This is a genomic window from Microbacterium sp., from assembly GCF_011620665.1.
Classification (GTDB): domain Bacteria; phylum Actinomycetota; class Actinomycetes; order Actinomycetales; family Microbacteriaceae; genus Microbacterium.
In genome coordinates this window covers 37,525-52,142 of sequence record NZ_WOYQ01000022.1, presented here as the reverse complement: position 1 = coordinate 52,142, position 14,618 = coordinate 37,525, and the positions used below count along the sequence as shown (strand labels likewise).

18 protein-coding genes are annotated in these 14,618 nt (G+C 67.8%); 2 read left to right on the top strand and 16 right to left on the bottom strand.

Annotation, left to right across the window (positions count from 1 at the left end; all coding sequences use genetic code 11):
* Positions 1 to 152: 152 nt before the first annotated feature.
* Positions 153 to 1,232, top strand: coding sequence for an AI-2E family transporter (locus tag QZV81_RS03590; protein ID WP_292832622.1), 1,080 nt, complete (start codon positions 153 to 155; stop codon positions 1,230 to 1,232).
* Here QZV81_RS03590 and QZV81_RS03585 read toward each other — a convergent pair.
* From QZV81_RS03585 to rpsB, 9 genes are all read right to left on the bottom strand, one after another.
* Complete coding sequence (locus QZV81_RS03585) at positions 1,229 to 1,966, bottom strand: alpha/beta hydrolase (RefSeq protein ID WP_292832619.1); 738 nt, start codon at positions 1,964 to 1,966, stop codon at positions 1,229 to 1,231. The two genes, QZV81_RS03590 and QZV81_RS03585, sit on opposite strands and share 4 nt — an antisense overlap.
* 1 nt (position 1,967) lies before the next feature.
* Positions 1,968 to 2,249, bottom strand: a complete 282-nt coding sequence (locus QZV81_RS03580; RefSeq protein WP_292832616.1) for a hypothetical protein — start codon at positions 2,247 to 2,249, stop codon at positions 1,968 to 1,970.
* 4 nt (positions 2,250 to 2,253) lie between these two features.
* The gene (locus tag QZV81_RS03575; RefSeq protein ID WP_363331583.1) at positions 2,254 to 2,979 is read right to left on the bottom strand and encodes a lytic transglycosylase domain-containing protein; all 726 of its coding nucleotides are present in this window, start codon (positions 2,977 to 2,979) and stop codon (positions 2,254 to 2,256) included.
* 48 nt (positions 2,980 to 3,027) lie between these two features.
* Positions 3,028 to 3,594 (bottom strand): DivIVA domain-containing protein, encoded by a 567-nt coding sequence (locus tag QZV81_RS03570; protein WP_292832613.1) that lies wholly within the window; start codon positions 3,592 to 3,594, stop codon positions 3,028 to 3,030.
* Positions 3,591 to 4,610 (bottom strand): phosphatidate cytidylyltransferase, encoded by a 1,020-nt coding sequence (locus QZV81_RS03565; RefSeq protein ID WP_292832610.1) that lies wholly within the window; start codon positions 4,608 to 4,610, stop codon positions 3,591 to 3,593. The genes QZV81_RS03570 and QZV81_RS03565 overlap by 4 nt, the downstream gene beginning before the upstream one ends.
* Positions 4,611 to 4,619: 9 nt before the next feature.
* Positions 4,620 to 5,174: a ribosome recycling factor gene (frr, locus tag QZV81_RS03560; protein ID WP_292832732.1), complete on the bottom strand. Its 555-nt coding sequence runs from the start codon at positions 5,172 to 5,174 to the stop codon at positions 4,620 to 4,622.
* Positions 5,175 to 5,230: 56 nt separating this feature from the next.
* On the bottom strand, positions 5,231 to 5,950 hold the full coding sequence (pyrH, locus tag QZV81_RS03555) for a UMP kinase (RefSeq protein ID WP_292832607.1): 720 nt from the start codon (positions 5,948 to 5,950) through the stop codon (positions 5,231 to 5,233).
* 87 nt (positions 5,951 to 6,037) lie between these two features.
* Entirely contained in the window at positions 6,038 to 6,865 is an 828-nt protein-coding gene (gene tsf / locus QZV81_RS03550) for a translation elongation factor Ts (protein WP_292832604.1), read from the bottom strand.
* Positions 6,866 to 6,917: 52 nt separating this feature from the next.
* The gene (rpsB, locus tag QZV81_RS03545; protein WP_292832601.1) at positions 6,918 to 7,796 is read right to left on the bottom strand and encodes a 30S ribosomal protein S2; all 879 of its coding nucleotides are present in this window, start codon (positions 7,794 to 7,796) and stop codon (positions 6,918 to 6,920) included.
* A gap of 313 nt (positions 7,797 to 8,109) precedes the next feature.
* Between rpsB and QZV81_RS03540 the strand changes: the two genes are divergently transcribed.
* Positions 8,110 to 8,610 (top strand): M23 family metallopeptidase, encoded by a 501-nt coding sequence (locus QZV81_RS03540; RefSeq protein ID WP_292832598.1) that lies wholly within the window; start codon positions 8,110 to 8,112, stop codon positions 8,608 to 8,610.
* Between the two features lie 23 nt (positions 8,611 to 8,633).
* Here QZV81_RS03540 and QZV81_RS03535 read toward each other — a convergent pair whose 3' ends face one another.
* From QZV81_RS03535 to lepB, 7 genes are all read right to left on the bottom strand, one after another.
* The gene (locus tag QZV81_RS03535) at positions 8,634 to 9,533 is read right to left on the bottom strand and encodes a tyrosine-type recombinase/integrase (protein WP_292832595.1); all 900 of its coding nucleotides are present in this window, start codon (positions 9,531 to 9,533) and stop codon (positions 8,634 to 8,636) included.
* 47 nt (positions 9,534 to 9,580) lie between these two features.
* Complete coding sequence (gene dprA / locus QZV81_RS03530) at positions 9,581 to 10,780, bottom strand: DNA-processing protein DprA (RefSeq protein ID WP_292832592.1); 1,200 nt, start codon at positions 10,778 to 10,780, stop codon at positions 9,581 to 9,583.
* Positions 10,777 to 12,309, bottom strand: a complete 1,533-nt coding sequence (locus QZV81_RS03525; RefSeq protein ID WP_292832589.1) for a YifB family Mg chelatase-like AAA ATPase — start codon at positions 12,307 to 12,309, stop codon at positions 10,777 to 10,779. The genes dprA and QZV81_RS03525 overlap by 4 nt, the downstream gene beginning before the upstream one ends.
* The gene (locus QZV81_RS03520; RefSeq protein WP_292832586.1) at positions 12,306 to 12,668 is read right to left on the bottom strand and encodes a YraN family protein; all 363 of its coding nucleotides are present in this window, start codon (positions 12,666 to 12,668) and stop codon (positions 12,306 to 12,308) included. The genes QZV81_RS03525 and QZV81_RS03520 overlap by 4 nt, the downstream gene beginning before the upstream one ends.
* A gap of 102 nt (positions 12,669 to 12,770) precedes the next feature.
* On the bottom strand, positions 12,771 to 13,094 hold the full coding sequence (locus QZV81_RS03515; protein ID WP_261579708.1) for a DUF2469 domain-containing protein: 324 nt from the start codon (positions 13,092 to 13,094) through the stop codon (positions 12,771 to 12,773).
* A gap of 12 nt (positions 13,095 to 13,106) precedes the next feature.
* Positions 13,107 to 13,781 (bottom strand): ribonuclease HII, encoded by a 675-nt coding sequence (locus QZV81_RS03510; RefSeq protein ID WP_292832578.1) that lies wholly within the window; start codon positions 13,779 to 13,781, stop codon positions 13,107 to 13,109.
* Positions 13,778 to 14,509 carry a signal peptidase I gene (lepB, locus tag QZV81_RS03505; protein WP_292832575.1) on the bottom strand — a complete coding sequence of 244 codons (732 nt, stop codon included), beginning with the start codon at positions 14,507 to 14,509 and terminating at the stop codon, positions 13,778 to 13,780. Before lepB ends, QZV81_RS03510 begins: the two co-directional genes overlap by 4 nt.
* Positions 14,510 to 14,618 lie beyond the last annotated feature (109 nt).

Below are 14,618 nucleotides of genomic sequence, written 5' to 3'. Positions count from 1 at the left end.
CTTTCCGCATGCGCGCAGAGCCCGCAGACACACATCGACTCTCCAGACTAGCGAAAGCGGCCTGAATATCCTCCCAGAGGGGGCGGCGCGAGGGCATTCGAGCGCTCCGTGCGTAATGTATGTCGGACACCACGACAGCAAGAAGGTCTTCTGTGAAGCTACAGCACCCGTTTCGCACCGCCCTGATAGTGACGCTCGGCGTCGGGGTCGGCATCATGCTGATCCAGAGCGTCTCGTCGCTGTCGACGATCCTCCTCTACGTCGGGACCGCCCTGTTCCTGTCGCTGGGCCTTGACCCACTCGTATCGTGGCTCGAGCGCCGCGGGCTCCCCCGCTGGGCCGCGCTCCTGATCACGTTCGTCGCGCTGCTGGCCGCGTTCGGCGGGATCATCGTGATGATCGTTCCCATCATCGCGGGACAGATCACGCAACTGGTCGGCCAGATCCAGGAGCTGGTAGCCAGCGCTGTGTCCGGCGAATGGAATCCGGTGGAGACCCTGACGAACTGGTTGCACGAAACCTTCCCCATGCTCAATGTCGACCAGCTCTTCACGTACATTTCGGATTGGTACGAGACGCTGGATGTCGGGCAGATCGGCGGCGTCGCCGGCGAAACCCTGATCGGCATCGGATCGGGCATCATCTCCGGCTTGACCGGTGCGCTCGTCGTCCTGATCCTCACGATCTACTTCACGGCCTCGACACGATCGCTCAAGGCAGCCGTCTATCAGCTTGTGCCGGCTTCGAAGCGCGCACGATTCATCGACCTGTCCGAGCAGATCACGGCGTCCGTGGGCTTCTACGTCATCGGACAAGTCACGCTGGGCGTCATCAACGGCGTGCTCAGCGCGATCTTCTTGACGATCATCGGAGCCCCTTTCCCCGCCGTCCTGGCCGTCGTGGCCTTCTTCTTCTCGCTGATCCCGCTCGTGGGAACGCTCACCGGCTCGACGATCATCGTGCTCACCTGCCTCATCCCGGGTCTCGGATCGCCGCTGACGGCGCTCGTCGCGCTGATCTGGTACGCGGTCTACATGCAGGTCGAGGCGTACGTCCTGTCACCGCGCATCATGAATCGCGCCGTGTCGGTGCCGGGCGCCGTCGTGGTGATCGCTGCATTGGCCGGCGGTTCGCTGCTGGGTCTCCTCGGCGCGCTGATCGCGATCCCGGTCGCCGCCAGCATCCTCATCATCTACCGACAGGTCATCATCCCTCGGCAGAACGAGCTCTAGCCGGGGAAGGGCATCTGGCCTTGGGCCCCGTCCCACTCCACCGGCAGGGGCAGCGCGTCGGGGTTCGTGGCCGCCACGATCTCGGTCAGCACCCGGCGGGTCTGGGTCTCCCCCACCCACAGGTGCCTGCCGCCGTCAACGGCGATGAGGGTCGCTTCCGGTACCGAGGCGAAGCGCTCTCTCGCCTCTGCGGGACGAAGGTAGTCGTCGAACTCCGGCACCAAGATCACGAGTCGGCGAGGATCATGGTGCCAGGCGGCGACCTCGTCGTCAGTGACCCGGTGAAGCGGGGGTGAGAGCAGAACGGCGCCGTCGATCGCGTGGTCACGACCATACTTCAAGGCCAGCTCGGTGCCGAAGGACCAGCCGACGAGCCAAGGATGCGGCAGGGCACGGTCATGAACGAACTGCATCGCTGCGGCGACGTCGAATTCTTCGGCTGCTCCCCCGTCGAAGGCGCCTTCACTGGTCCCGCGCGGCGAGGAGGTGCCTCGCGTATTGAACCGCAGGACGGCGAGGTCGGCCAGAGCCGGAAGCCGGCCCGCGGCCTTGCGCAGAATGTGCGAGTCCATGAAGCCACCGGCCGTCGGCAACGGATGCAAGGTCACCAGCGTGGCGACGGGTGCCCGATGTTCGGGCAGTGCCAGCTCTCCGACGAGCGTCAGACCGTCCAGTGTGTGCAGCTCGATCTGCTCGCGCCGCGCCGGGAGCTGTAGGGGTCCGCGAATCTCCATGTCAACCCATCTTCCAGCACGCCGAGTGCCAATGCCGCCGGGCGGCCAGGTCTGCAGCATCGCCCAGGACACCGTCGGCGCGCCAAACGACGACATGCGCTATTCCTGGAACCACGTCACGTCCGCAACCGGGGCAGGTGTAGGTCTTCAGTGCTTTCGCAGCTGAGACGGGCTGCACGGTCCACTCGAGACCACGGCGCGTCTCGGCGCGCTTCCAGCCGTTCAGCATCCGCTCGAACGAGTCGTCAGCAGGCTCGGGCCTCCGACGGTGCGCGCGGGGCATGCGTTCAGTACCAGCCCTTGGCCTGCGAATGATTCCATGCGCCGCAGGGTGTGCCGTAGCGGCCTTCGATGTAGCCCAGGCCCCAGCTGATCTGGGTCGCCGGGTTTGTCGACCAGTCCGCGCCCGCCGACGCCATCTTTCCTCCCGGCAGCGCCTGGGGGATGCCGTAGGCACCGCTGGAAGCGTTGTAGGCGTTGACACGCCACCCCGACTCTTTGTTCCACAGCGCCACGAGGCACGCGAACTCGCCGTCGCTCCATCCCCGGGCTGCGACCATTTCATACGCAATCGCCTGCGCAGACCCCGGATCCGGCGCGACGAACGGCGGTGACCAGCGGCCCGGGGCCGGCGTTCCACTCGCTGCAGTCAGCACAGGCGTGGACGTGGTCGCCGGCTTCGGCGTCACAGAGACCGTATACGTCAGATCGTCTCGACCGAGGTCGACGACGCTTCGCCCGGACGCTGCCAGGTACTGCTGGGCATCGTGGATCGAGGTCGCGTACAGCGACACGGGATCGAGTTCGGCGGCCTGCGCCGAAGACGTCGACGCCGCGAGCGGTCCAACATACGCAGCAGCGAATCCGGCGACTGCCAAAACGGCGAACGTCGCCATGACGCCGCGGCGACGCGACCACCGCGCGGGCTGCTGAGGTCGTGCGCGAGCGGCGGCCCGCGAGAGCGGAGCAATCGCGCGGGGCTCCTGGGGGACCAGATCAGCTTCGGAAGTCACAGTTCCCCGATTCTAGCGGGCACCCCGTGCCGTGTCATGCGAGGCCGCTCACACGACCGCCAGCATGACCTCGACGATGGCATCGAGCACGGCATCGACCTGAGCTTCGCTGTACCCGCGGCGCTGCATGCGGAACGCGACCGTGCGGATCTGCTCCACCGATACGGCCTCGCCCGTCTCGAGGAAGCCCGCTATCCGATCGGCGACGAGATCGACCTCGTCGATGCGGTAGCCGTAACGCAACGGTCCCGTGCGCGAGAAGCGGTGCCCCCGAGGTCGCGTCAAGCGGTCGAGGATCTCCTGACCGAGCTGGCGAGACTGGCTCACCCAGGCGCGTGCGCCCGCGCGCGCAAGCGCGCGCTCCCGCTCGCGCGCGGCGAAGGCATCCTCGACGCGGCCGAGAGCGGCGTCGACGGAGAGGACCTGATACCCGCGCGTGACGAGTGGAAAGGCGACTGTGCGGATCACGCCGGCATCCACATCGGTCTCATCGTCGGACTCGAAGGCGTCACGCGCCCGCGCGAGGAAGGCGTCCACCGCGGCGGGTGAATACCCCTTCGTCCGCCCGCTCGCGAGCGGGAAGGGCGACGCCTCCGACATCGGCTGATCGGTCATGAACCCACCAGTGGGAAGAAGAGGACGTACATCGCGAGCGCGGCGGGCGCCGACGGGAGGATCGAATCGAGGCGGTCCAGCACGCCGCCGTGCCCGGGCAGCCACGAGCTCATGTCTTTGATGCCGAGGTCGCGCTTGATCATCGATTCCCCGAGATCCCCGAGGGTGGCGGAGACGAGCATGACGAGCCCGAACACGACACCGGTCCACGCCGGCGAGTGGAGCACGAAGATGGCGAAGAGGGTGGCGGCGGCAGCCGCTGCCACCGCCGCCCCGGCGAACCCTTCCCACGTTTTCTTCGGGCTGATGCGCGGCGCCATCGGGTGGCGCCCGAGCGCCAGGCCGGTGGCATAGGCACCCGTGTCGGCGGCGACAACCGTGACGATCATCGCCAACAACCAGTACTCGCCCTGATCCTGGCGCAACAGCACGAGCGTGAAGCCCGCCAGGAAGGGGACGTAGATCTGGATCAATCCGGCGACGAGCACGTCCGAGAGCACTTCGCCATAGGTGCGCCCGTCGGCAGCGGCCATCTGCGCCAGAAGGCGCCACACGATCACGAAGGCCACGGCGACGAAGGTCAGAACCCAGTGCGTCCAGTGATCGAGGAAGAAGCCTGACGCCGTGATCACGAGCGCGGCGGCGAGGTGCGGCCAGACGTCGACGCGACGCCCGGACGTCTGCAGCGCGCGCGAGAATTCGTACACGCCCAGCAGGCAGACCGGGAGCGCGAAGAGCAGGAAGAGCCACTTGACGAACAGGAGCGTTCCGAGCACCACCGCGCCGATCGCGAGCGCGATCAGGGTCGCCAGCAGCAGATTGCGTCCGGTGCGTTCGTTGATCCTGTCTTGAACCTGCTCGAAGTCCGCACGCGCCTTGCCGACCTGCTGCTCGAGCTCGCTGCGGGCGGCGCGAACCTGCTCGTGGAACGACGGATTGGTCTCGGCCGCCGGTCGCGCAGACAGATGGGCGGGAGCGACATCGTCCGTCGCTGCTGAGTCCGAAGGATCGGTCATCGGCGGATCTCAGACCTCGAGGAGTTCGGCCTCTTTGCGCTTGAGCGCCTCATCGATCTCGTCGACGTACGTGCGGGTGAGGACGTCCAGTTCCTTCTCCCCACGCGCGAGATCGTCTTCGCCCACGTCACTCTTGAGTGCGTCGAGTTCATCCTTCGACTTGCGGCGGATGCCGCGGAGATGCACCTTGGCATCCTCGCCCTTGTTGCGAACGATCTTCACGTATTCCCTGCGGCGATCCGCTGTCAGCTCGGGCAGCGTGACACGGACGATGTTGCCGTCGTTCGTCGGATTGGCTCCGATGTTCGGAGTGTCGCGGATGGCCTGCTCAATAGCCTTGAGCGCCGACTTGTCGTAGGGCGTCACGATGAGGGTGCGCGCCTCGGGGTTGCCCAGCGAGGCGAGCTGTGCCAGCGGCGTCGGCGAACCGTAGTAGTCGACCAGGATCTTCTGGAAGAGCTGAGGATTCGCGCGTCCAGTGCGGACGGTCGCGAAGTCCTCCTTCGCGGCTTCTACCGCCCTCGCCATGCGCGTTTTCGTGTCTGCCAGGATCTCGCCGATCACGGTCACTCCATTCGTCGGTACGTCCTGGTAAGTCTACTGCCGGGTGCTCCCGGAGCTCAGACCGTGACGAGCGTGCCGATCGGCTCGCCCAGGAGCGCGCGGGTGACATTGCCCGCCGGCTCCATGCCGAACACCCGCATGTCGATGCCGTTGTCCATGCACAGGCTGAAGGCCGTCGAGTCCACGACCTTGAGACCGCGCTGCAACGCGTCCTGGTAGGTGATGCGGTCGATCTTGGTGGCGCCGGCGTGCTTCTTCGGGTCGGCCGTGTAGACCCCGTCGACGCCGTTCTTGGCCACCAGCACCTCGTCGGCGCCGATCTCCAGCGCGCGCTGGGCCGCGACGGTGTCGGTGGAGAAATACGGCAGACCCGCGCCGGCGCCGAAGATCACCACGCGCCCTTTCTCCATGTGCCGCTCAGCGCGCCGAGGGATGTAGGGTTCGGCAACCTGCGTCATCGCGATCGCGGACTGTACGCGGGTGGCCGCTCCCGCCTGCTCCAGGAAGTCCTGCAGTGCGAGGGCATTCATGACGGTACCGAGCATGCCCATGTAATCGGCGCGGCCACGGTCCATGCCGCGCTGGCTCAACTCGGCGCCGCGGAAGAAGTTGCCGCCGCCGACGACGATGGAGATCTCGACCCGGCCGGTGGCCGCGGCGATCTCGCGCGCGATCTGACCGACGACATCCGGATTCACGCCCAGCTGGCCACCGCCGAAGGCCTCGCCGGACAGCTTCAGAAGGACGCGCCGGCGTCCGGTGTGCTCATCGATCACGCGGGTTCCTCTTCTCGGATGCAGACTATCGAAGTCATGCGCATGGAAAGGGCCCGCATCCGGGGATGCGGGCCCCTTTTCGGCACCTCAGGCGCCGACCTTGAAGCGTGCGAAGTCGGTGACAGTGATGCCTGCGGACTCGGCAACCTTGCCGACGGACAGCTTGTTGTCTTTCGCATAGTCCTGATCGAGCAAGGCGACCTGCTTGAAGAACGCGCCGACGCGACCCTCGACGATCTTCGGCAGCGCCGCCTCGGGCTTTCCCTCATTGCGGGAGATCTCGGTGACGATCTCGCGCTCCTTGTCGACCTCGGCTGCGGGGACGTCCTCGCGTGAGAGGTAGGTCGGGTTGGCGAACGAGATGTGCTGCGCGATGCTGCGCGCGGTTTCGGCATCCGCACCGGAGTAGGCGACCACGACTCCGATCTGCGGAGGCAGATCCTTGCTGGTCTTGTGCAGGTAGATCTCGAATGCGTCACCGGTGAGCGTACGTGCGCGACGGAGCTCGACCTTCTCGCCGAGAATCGCGGCCTCGCCCGAGATGAGGTCGGCCACGGACTGGCCGCCGGCATCCGCGGCAAGAGCGGATTCGACTGTCTCTGCGCCTACGGCGGCCGCTGCTGCCAGCACCTTGTCGGCCAGTGCGATGAACCGCTCGTTCTTCGCGACGAAGTCGGTCTCGGTGTTCAGCTCGATGATCGTCACCTTGCCGTTCACTTCAGCGGCGGCGACGAGGCCCTCACTGGTGGACCGGTCGGCGCGCTTCGCGTTGCCCTTCGCGCCCTTGAGACGCAGGATTTCAACGGCCTTCTCGAGGTCGCCGTCGGCCTCTTCGAGCGCCTTCTTGGTGTCGACCATTCCCGTGCCGAGCTGCTCCCGCAGCGTCTTGATATCAGCGATGGTGAAGTTTGCCATGGGTGGCGGCTCCTTGGTTGTGGTGAGTTCTCGTGGATGTACCGTGGCGGAATTACTCCGCGGCTTCCTTGACTGCTTCCGCGGCCTCGTCCTGCACGGGTGCTGCCTCGTCCGATCCGGACGCGATGGTTTCGACCTCGACCTCGACCACGTCCTCGGCAGCGTCGGTGACGGGCTGCTCGAGCAGCTCGAGTTCCCAATCGGCCAGGGGCTCGGCATCCTGTGCCTCTTCACTCGGCTGGTGACGCTGGATGAGGCCCTCGGCGGCGGCGTCGGCGATGATGCGGGTCAGCAGGCCGACCGAGCGGATCGCGTCGTCGTTGCCGGGGATCGGGAACTGGAACTCGTCGGGGTCGGCGTTCGTGTCGAGAATGCCGATCACGGGGATGCCGAGCTTCTTCGCCTCGTCGATGGCAAGGTGCTCGCGCTTCGCGTCGACGACCCAGATGGCCGACGGGGTCTTCTGCAAGTTGCGGATACCGCCGAGCGACTTGTGCAGCTTGTCGAGCTCACGCTTCTTCAGCAGGAGCTCCTTCTTGGTGAAGCCGCTCTCCGCCGGGTTCTCGAAGTCGAGCTCCTCGAGCTCCTTCATGCGAGCCAGACGCTTGGAGACCGTCTGGAAGTTCGTCAGCAATCCACCCAGCCAGCGCTGGTTGACATACGGCTGGCCGACGCGCGTCGCCTGCTCGGCGATGACTTCCTGAGCCTGCTTCTTCGTGCCGACGAACAGAACCGTGCCGCCGTGGGCGACGGTCTCGCGGACGTACTCATAGGCCTTGTCGATGAATCCCAGCGACTGCTGCAGGTCGATGATGTGGATGCCGGAGCGCTCCGTGAGGATGAATCGCTTGACCTTCGGGTTCCACCGGCGGGTCTGGTGTCCGAAGTGGACGCCGCTGTCGAGCAGCTGGCGAATGGTGACGACGGCCATGGCCGTTCTCCTGTTCCGGCGCGCGGGGGCGCCCTTTCGGTTGTCCTCGCCGGACCGGACGGTCGCAGCGAGCCTGGTGCCCGGCGCACACCCACCCACCGCCGGAGCGGGGGGACCTGGGATGTGGATGCCGCGATGCGAGAACCGATCGTCCTCGCGGTGCTATGGGCACGCGGAGTCACCCCGACAAGCGGGATGCCCTCTCAGTGTATCAGCCGCGGAGCTTCCTCCCCCGTCGATCGCCGGGCGCAGTTCTCCACCGATCGCGCCGCTCACGCGTGCAGCGCAGTGGTGCCCGGCAAAGCTGTCCGACATGCGATCGATCGCCGTCGTGCTGCTTGTCGCCGTGCTCTGCGTCACGGGTGCTGCCCCGCCCGCGGCGGCCGTCATCCCGCTTGCCACCGGCCGAGAAGGCTGGCAGTGGCCGGTCGATCCGGTGCAGGTGACCGAGCCCTATCGCGCACCCGCGCACAGCTATGGTCCGGGGCACCGTGGCATCGATCTCGCCGTGTCGCCCGGCACAGCGATCGTGGCGCCGGCCGCGGGGGTCATCGCGTTCGCGGGAAGCGTCGCAGGGCGTCCGCTGCTCACGATCGATCACGGCCACGGCCTCGTCACAACGCTCGAACCCGTGACGGCAAGCCTGCCGGTGGGTGCGCCGGTGCGCGCCGGCGAGGCCGTCGCGGCGGCGGCATCCGGCGGGCACGCGGTCGGCGGCACCGTCCATTTCGGAGTCCGGGAGAACGGCGAATACATCAACCCGATGCTGCTCGTGAGCGCGATTCCACGGGCGGTCCTGCTGCCGTGCTGCTGACGTCTGGTTCGCACGCCGCGTGCTCACGCGCGGGGATGGGCGAGGCGATAGCTCGCCGTCAGCTTCTCGGCGGAGACGTGAGTGTAGATCTGGGTGGTTCCGAGACTCGCGTGACCGAGCATCTCTTGCACCGTGCGGAGGTCCGCACCGCCATCGAGCAGATGCGTCGCGGCGGAATGCCGGAGCGAGTGCGGACCCACCGTCGTCGCGCCCAGCGCCGGGGCGACCGTGCGCGAGACGATCTCGTAGGCCGATCGTGCGCCCAGGCGCCCTCCACGCACACCGAGGAACACGGCGGGGGTACCGGCGCCACGGGCGGAGAGTGCGGGGCGGCCGCGGACAAGATACGCGTCGAGTGCGTCGGAGGCCGGGCCCCCGTAGGGCACGACCCGCTCCTTGCCGCCCTTGCCGAGCACCCGCACCGTGCGGCGGGCGCGGTCGAGGTCGGCGAGTTCGGTCCCGCAGATCTCGGCGACGCGCAATGCGGCCGCATACAGCAACTCGAGCAGCGCCGCATCGCGGAGGGCGACGGGGTCACCGTCGGCGGCACGCTCACGCGCCGCGTCGAGCACAGTGCTCATGGTGGCAGCGGTGGCAACGGTGGGCAGCGTGCGACCTCGCTTGGGAGCCACGAGGCGCAGGCTGGGATCGATCGCGATGAGCTGTTCCTCGGTCGCCCACGCGAACATCCCCCGCACCGACGCGGTGCGGCGTGCGAGTGTCGAGCGGGCATCACCGCGCTGCGTCGCGCGCCACAACCACTCGCGGAGCATCTCGAGGTCCACATCGGTCACGTCGGGATCTCCCAGCGATTCCGCGAGGTCCCGCAGATCACTGCGGTACGCACGCACCGTCGCGGGCGCCAGCCGGCGCACGTGTGTGAGGTCGTGGGCCCACGCGGCCGCCGCCTCCGAGATTCGCATAGCACCAGCATGCCCTCCGGGCTGACCCGACGACGTCGGCCACACCGTCATTCTCCGGGGCCGCGCCGCCATCCCTCGCCCCATCGCGTGACGGTGCCCTCCAGCTCCAGCAACCCGAGCAGTGCTGCGGCATCGGCGACCGAGAACCCGCTACGACGTGCGACGTCGACCGTCGACCGCGCGGATCGGCTCGTCAACGCATCGAGGATGCGGCTGCGCTCCCCCGTGTAGTCCCTCGCATCGAACAGCGCGCCATCGAACTGTTCGACGTCACCGGCGCCGAGCATCTCCCGCACATCCGCGGGACCCGTGATGCACACCGCATCCAACTCGCGGAGCAGGCGATGGCACCCGGCCGAGGTGGCACTGGTCACCGCTCCGGGTACCGCGCCGAGCGGGCGTCCGAGTTCGGCGGCGTGATGGGCCGTGTTCAGCGCGCCCGACCGCCACCCCGCCTCGACGACGACGGTCGCGTCCGAGAGTGCTGCGATCAGCCTGTTGCGGCCGAGGAAGCGCCACTTGGTCGGCGACGACCCGCACGGAACCTCGGCGACGACGACCCCCTGGCGCGCGACGCGGTCGATGAGATCTCGATGTCCAGCCGGGTAGGGCCGTTCCACGCCGCCGGCGAGTACAGCGATCGTGGAGCCGCGGACCGACAGCGCCCCCCGGTGCGCGGCGCCGTCGATCCCGTAGGCTGCGCCCGAGAAGACGGCGATCCCTGATGATGCACACTCGGCCGCCAGATCAGTCGCGACATGCTCACCATATGCCGACGCCGCACGCGCGCCGACGAGGGCGACCGCGACCTTGGGCGCCAATTGGGCGATATCCCCGAGCGTCCAGAGGCACAGTGGCGCGTGCGCGCCCAGATCGGTCAGCCGCACCGGCCACGCCGCGTCCTCGGGCGTGATGAGGCGTACACCGGCTCGGCGCGCCGTATCCAATGCCTGCCTGTGATCGCCGCGCCGCGGCTGCCAGCGCGCTCGTCCGGCGCTCAGCGCAGCAGAGCTCAGACCGGCCTGCGCCGCCGGAGCCTCTGCGGACGAATCACCCACCGCGATTTCGAGTGCCCGCACGGCGCCGAAGGTCGCGACGAGGGCACCGGCCACGCCGTCGCCGGGTTCGGTGAGCGTCGACCAGAGCGCGCGCGCGTAGGCCGTCACTGCCGCCGTATCATCATCGACGTCGACGAGTGCGCCGAGCGCGGCGCGCGCCACCGAGGGGCGCAGGTCGATATCGCTCATGCGAGAGCTCCCTTCTTCAGGTAGAGCGCGCGCCCGATGTCCGCCACCGAGAGGCGCTCGCGACCGGCCAGATCCGCGACGCTCCAGGCCACGCGGAGCACCCGGTCGTAGCCGCGCAGCGTCAGCGAGCCGCGGTGCAGCGCGGCATCCAGCGGCCGCCGGATCGCGGGCTCCGGTGCCATCGGTCCGGTCCGCAGCCAGGAACCGGATACCTGCGCGTTCATGCGCCACGGCGTGCCGCGCAACCGCGCCAGTGCGCGCTCGCGCGCCTGGGCGACCAGCTCGCGCGCGTGCGCCGTGGTGATGGTCGCGACATCCGCATCCGCGCGCCGCGCGACCGCGACCCGCTGCAGCGAAAGTTCGATGTCGATGCGATCCAGCAGCGGACCGGACAGCTTCCCGAGATACCGGCGGATGGACAGCGAGGGGCACACGCACTCCCCGCCCGGCACGCCGTAATTGCCGCAGGGGCAGGGATTGGTCGCCAGGATGAGCTGGAATCGGGCCGGGAAGGTCGCACGGAATCCGGCGCGATGGATCTCGATATCCCCGCTCTCCAGGGGCTGCCGCAGCGCGTCCAGCGCCTGGCCGCCGAACTCGCCCGCCTCATCCAGGAAGAGCACGCCACCACTCGCCCGCGCGATCGCGCCCGGGCGCACGGTGCGACTGCCGCCGCCGACCAGCGCCGCGACGCTTGCCGAGTGGTGCGGAGCCTCGAACGGCGGAGTCCGACTGAGACCGGGCACGGGCAGCCCGGCGAGCGAACGGAGCGAAGCGGCCTGCAGCGCCGCCTCATCGTCGAGGTCAGGGAGGATGCCCGGCAGCCGCCGAGCAAGCATCGTCTTGCCGGCTCCGGGCGGCCCGCTCATCAGGACGTGATGGCCGCCCGCCGCGGCGACGACGAGGGCATCCACCGCGTCTTGCTGACCGATCACGTCGGCCAGGTCGAGTCGTTCGACCGATGGGGCGACCTCGACGGTGGCGATCGGCACGGGAGCGAGGCCGGCGTCCTCAACGTCCAGACCGTGGTGGCGGGCGACATCGCGCAGATCGACCGCGCCGGTGACCTCGACACCCGACACCAGTTCGGCTTCAGCGCGATTGGCATGGGGGACGACCACGCGCCGCATTCCCGCTCGTGCGGCCGCGCGCACCGCCGGCAGCACACCGGGAACGGGACGCAGACGCCCGTCCAAGCCCAGTTCGCCGATGTGCACGGTAGACGCGAGCGAAGCGGCATCCATCGCCCGCACCGTGGCGATCGCGGAGATCGCGATCGCCACGTCGAGCCCCGATCCCTGCTTCGGAAGGCTCGCCGGGGACAGATTCACCGTGAGTTTGCGGCGCGGAAGCGGCAGGTCGCTGTTGGAGCACGCGTTGTGCACGCGCTGATGGGCTTCGCCGATCGCCTTGTCCGCCAACCCGATGATCTGGAATCCCGGGACCTGGTTCGACAGGTCGGCCTCGACTTCGACGAGGTCGCCGCGCAGTCCCGAGAGCACGACGCCCCAGGTACGCCCGAGCGTCATCGCAGGTCCACCAGGTGCTCGAGGATGGCCGTCGCCGGATCCTCCCCCGTGACTCCGATGACGTCGAGTCGCAGGCGCCGGCCGCGAGCAAGATCAGGGTGAGCTGTCACCCACGTGCAGGCAAGCCGCCAGAGGCGATCGCGCTTGCGCTTGTCGACGGCGTCGAACGGATGGCCGAACCACTCGGTGCGTCGCGTCTTGACCTCGACGACAACGAGATCACGCCCGTCGACGGCGACGATGTCGAGCTCACCGGCTGCGCACCGCCAGTTGCGGTCGACAACCGTGAACCCCTGATCCTGCAGATGCCGCGCCGCGCGATGCTCGCCTGCGCGACCGCGGTCGTCCTTTTGTGCCATGAGAGCAGGGTGCTCGCGTCGGCGAACGCCCGCCCTCGAACACGACCGATCGGTGGACAGTCGCGAAGATCAGCCGCCTGGGGAGAGGGCGATGGAGTCGCCTCAGGAATCGAGCGACAGCTCGTCCGGCAGCTGGAAGTCACGGCGCTGAAGCTCTTCGACGTTGACATCCTTGAAGGTCAACACCCGGACGGACTTCACGAAGCGGTCCGCGCGGTAGATGTCCCATACCCAGACGTCCGTCATCGAGATCTCGAAGTAGAAATCGTGCTCGGTGTCGCGACGCACGACGTTGACGTCGTTGGCGAGATAGAACCGACGCTCGGTCTCGATCACGTACTGAAACTGCGACACCACGTCGCGGTACTCCTTGTAGAGCGCCAGTTCCAGCTCGCGGTCGTAGTCCTCGAATACTTCGTCGTCCATGGTCTTTCCAGTCTAGATGTCGCCGAGTCGGAACAGCGTCGGAGCGTCCGTGATAGCCCACGACGCCCGGTGGTGGGGGCTCAGCCCATGTGCGCGGATCGCTTCGCGATGCGCGGGGCTCGCGTAACCCTTGTTGCGCGCCCAGCCGTAGACAGGCTGCTCATCATGAAGCCTCACCATCAGCTCGTCACGGGCGACCTTGGCGAGGACGGATGCCGCCGCCGCGGACGCGCAGTCGCGGTCGGCCTTGATGATGGGCTGCACGCGGAGACCGGCACCGCCGGCCGGGGTGATGTAGTCGTGGTTTCCGTCGAGAATGACCACGGCATCCTCCGGCACGACGACGCACGTCCTCAGATCAGCGATCGCCCGAACCGCCGCCAAGCCCAGTGCGCGGATGATCCCGACTTCGTCGATCTCTCGCGCAGACGCCCACCCGACGCTCGATGCAGGCACCCACCCCGCGGCGCGTGCAGCCACGGCAGGCCGGTGGTGCTCCGCGACCAGCTTCGAGTCACGCAGCCCCTCGGGGATCCGGCGGCGCGCTGCCGCGGCATCCATCACGACTGCACCAACCGCGACCGGCCCCGCCACTGCACCGCGTCCAACCTCGTCGCACGCGATGATCAGCGTGTGCTCACGCAGGAGCCGACGTTCGACCGTGAGCCGCGGCATCACGACCGTCATCGCGGCGCCGGGGTCCCGTCGAAGACATCGTGGTGGAAGTCGAGCAAGCCGAATCTGGTCAGCGGCCACGTCGTCAGAAAGGCCCGACCGACGACATTGTCGATTGGAACGAAGCCCCGCGACGGCTGGTCCACGTTGTAGCGGGAGTCCCGCGAGTGGTCGCGGTTGTCGCCGAGCACCCACAGGGAGCCGACCGGAACGGTGACGTCGAACGGCATCACCTCGGGTGCGCTCTGACCCGCCGCGAGGTTGAGGTAGGAGGTCTCATCGATCGGCGTCCCGTTGACCGTGATCTGCCCCAGCGCGTTGCAGCACACGACGCGGTCTCCGCCGATGCCGATGATCCGCTTGATCAGATGATCCTTGCTGTCCGACGCCGAAATGCCCACGATCGACATCAACCAGTCGACCGCCTGTACCGCGACGCTCTGCGCGGGCTCCACTTGGACCGGAAGCCAGCCGCCGGGATCGCGGAAGACCACGATGTCGCCACGGTCGTAGCCGCCGAACCGCGGCGTCAGCTCATCGACGAGAATCCGATCGTTGATCTGCAGCGTCTGCTCCATCGATCCGGAAGGGATGTAGAACGAGCGCACGAGAAACGTCTTGATGAGGAACGAGACGACAACGGCGACGACCAGGATCACCAGAACGTCGCGCACGAGCGACCACCCGCCGCGACGACGCGCTTCAGGCCGCGCGTCACCGGCGGTGATCTCGGAGGTCATTCGCGTCCTTCTGTGGGCAGATCCGCGGAGAAGGGGGAGGAAGGAAGGAAGGAAGAAGGAAGAAGGAAGAAGGAAGCGTGACTCAGCGGTCGCGCTTCTCCTTGATCTT

Bases quoted from the DNA above. Each gene is read 5' to 3' on its own strand.
- QZV81_RS03525 (WP_292832589.1), bottom strand. From the start codon at position 12,309: ATGACGCTCGGGCGTACCTGGGGCGTCGTGCTCTCGGGACTGCGCGGC.
- dprA (WP_292832592.1), bottom strand. From the start codon at position 10,780: ATGAGCGATATCGACCTGCGCCCCTCGGTGGCGCGCGCCGCGCTCGGC.
- QZV81_RS03565 (WP_292832610.1), bottom strand. From the start codon at position 4,610: ATGACCGATCCTTCGGACTCAGCAGCGACGGACGATGTCGCTCCCGCC.
- QZV81_RS03510 (WP_292832578.1), bottom strand. From the start codon at position 13,781: ATGACGGTCGTGATGCCGCGGCTCACGGTCGAACGTCGGCTCCTGCGT.
- QZV81_RS03535 (WP_292832595.1), bottom strand. From the start codon at position 9,533: ATGCGAATCTCGGAGGCGGCGGCCGCGTGGGCCCACGACCTCACACAC.
- QZV81_RS03540 (WP_292832598.1), top strand. From the start codon at position 8,110: ATGCGATCGATCGCCGTCGTGCTGCTTGTCGCCGTGCTCTGCGTCACG.
- QZV81_RS03515 (WP_261579708.1), bottom strand. From the start codon at position 13,094: ATGGACGACGAAGTATTCGAGGACTACGACCGCGAGCTGGAACTGGCG.
- lepB (WP_292832575.1), bottom strand. From the start codon at position 14,509: ATGACCTCCGAGATCACCGCCGGTGACGCGCGGCCTGAAGCGCGTCGT.
- tsf (WP_292832604.1), bottom strand. From the start codon at position 6,865: ATGGCAAACTTCACCATCGCTGATATCAAGACGCTGCGGGAGCAGCTC.
- QZV81_RS03520 (WP_292832586.1), bottom strand. From the start codon at position 12,668: ATGGCACAAAAGGACGACCGCGGTCGCGCAGGCGAGCATCGCGCGGCG.
- QZV81_RS03570 (WP_292832613.1), bottom strand. From the start codon at position 3,594: ATGACCGATCAGCCGATGTCGGAGGCGTCGCCCTTCCCGCTCGCGAGC.
- QZV81_RS03580 (WP_292832616.1), bottom strand. From the start codon at position 2,249: ATGCCCCGCGCGCACCGTCGGAGGCCCGAGCCTGCTGACGACTCGTTC.
- rpsB (WP_292832601.1), bottom strand. From the start codon at position 7,796: ATGGCCGTCGTCACCATTCGCCAGCTGCTCGACAGCGGCGTCCACTTC.
- QZV81_RS03585 (WP_292832619.1), bottom strand. From the start codon at position 1,966: ATGGAGATTCGCGGACCCCTACAGCTCCCGGCGCGGCGCGAGCAGATC.